Origin of the sequence: Microcystis sp. LE19-84.1B, assembly GCF_027531875.1 — a bacterium.
Lineage (GTDB): Bacteria > Cyanobacteriota > Cyanobacteriia > Cyanobacteriales > Microcystaceae > Microcystis > Microcystis panniformis.
Genome location: NZ_JAPZSR010000407.1, coordinates 1 through 2,050 on the forward strand (window position 1 = coordinate 1; position 2,050 = coordinate 2,050).

The 2,050-nt window shown below is 41.4% G+C and carries 1 protein-coding gene; it reads left to right on the forward strand.

Translation table 11 applies throughout. The features are described 5' to 3' along the window. On the forward strand, window positions 1-1,921 hold a 1,921-nt coding region (locus O9324_RS22610), incomplete at its 5' end, for a cadherin-like domain-containing protein (protein WP_288141367.1). Between the last annotated feature and the right edge of the window lie 129 nt (window positions 1,922-2,050).

Sequence of the window (2,050 nt, forward strand, 5' to 3'; positions counted from 1 at the left end):
AATCGCCAGTTTCTCCCAACGTCACCCACTTTTAGATGTATTTGCTCCAGGAATTTTAATCAGTGGCGCCAATGCAACTGGTGGGACAATTACCATGGGTGGCACATCTCAAGCCGTGCCTTACATTACTGGAATTGCTACCCTTGGTCAACAGATTGCTCAAACCTATTTAGGACGGGAATTAACCTTAACTGAATTCCGTACCTTATTAGACACAACTAGCAACTTAATTATTGATGGGGATGACGAAAACGATAACGTCACCAATACAGGAATCAGTTATCCTCGCATCAATGCACTGGCTTTAGCAGAAAGCATACTTACTTTGAATGACGGTAATTCTGGCTCAGGTGTAGTTAACCCAGGTAATAACAATAATAATGGGTCTAATACTGTCACTAATAGCGTCAGTTTAGTTCACAATGTCACCCTGACTGGGGGACAGATACTAACGGGAGTTAACTTCGGAAATCAGCAACTACCCAGCAATCAACCGCCAACTCTCAATAACATTAATAAGAGTGGGGATGAAGATAACGCGCTTAACTTTAGCCAAAGTGACTTTACTTCAGCTTTCAGTGACGCTGATGGTAATACTCTCATCAAAATCCAGATTACTGCTTTACCTAATAACGGTATTCTCCAACTGAACAATACAGCAATTGCACTCAATCAAGAAATTACTGTCAGCGACTTAAATAATCTCACTTTTACGCCAAATACTAACTTTAATGGTAATGTTAGTTTTAGTTGGAACGGGTTTGATGGGACTGTTTATGCAGATAATGCTGCGACAGTGAATATCACAGTTAACCCAGTAGATGACGCACCAACCGTCCTCAATCCGATTACAGATGTCAATGTTGACGAAGATGCAGCCAATACCGTCATCGATATAACCAACGTCTTCACCGATATTGATAATGACATCGCTTTAATTGTTAAATCAGTATTCGTCAATAACAATACGGGATTAGTCACCGCTACCATCGTTGACAATCAATTAATTCTTGACTATCAAGACAATCAATCTGGTACGGCAAATATTACGATTCGGGGAACATCAAACGGTAAAACTGTTGACAATACTTTCGTTGTCAATGTCGGTGCAGTCGATAATCCACCAATCGTCCTCAATCCGATTACAGATGTCAATGTTGACGAAGATGCAGCCAATACCGTCATTGATATAACCACCGTCTTTAGTGACCCCGATGGAGATGCAATTACCAAGAGTGTGTTATCCAACACAAATACTAGCTTGGTGACAGCAACTATCGTTAATAACCAATTAATCCTAGATTATCTCCAAAATCAGTTTGGAACGGCTCAAATTACCATCAGAGGAACATCGAAAGGTTTATTTATTGAGGATACCTTTACCATTACCGTCAACCAAGTGACGGAAGGGATACTCATTACAGGCACATCTGGCAATGACAATCTTGTCGGTGGAGACGGAAACGACACCCTACAAGGATTAGCCGGAAACGACACCCTAAATGGGGGACTGGGTTCGGATTCTCTCGAAGGAGGCAATGGCAATGATGTCTATTATGTGGATAATAGTGGAGATATTGTCCTAGAAACCGTTACAGGTAGCACAGGCGGAACGGACTTAGTTTATGCGAGTGTCTCTTATACTTTACCTAACCTAGTGGAAAATCTGACCCTAACAGGCAATTCAGCCATTAACGGTACAGGAAACACCCTTAATAACACAATTATCGGCAATAACGGCAATAACTACCTCCTAGGCGATGCAGGGAACGATAAACTAGACGGCAAAGCAGGGGTAGATACCCTAGACGGAGGAGAAGGTAATGACACTTATACTATTGATAACGTCAACGATGTGATTATTGATAGTGCAGGAACAGATACGGTTATTGCCCCCTTTAGTTATACCCTAGGGTGTTGACTTTGCCAGAAAAAAGGCGATAAAATAGTAATCTAATTTCGTGTCGAAAAGGGAGTCTGTGGTTAGTGAGCATAGAAAAATCCAAAATGCCTGTCAGTCGTCAAATTCGGTACTTGAGAAGAAGTAGAG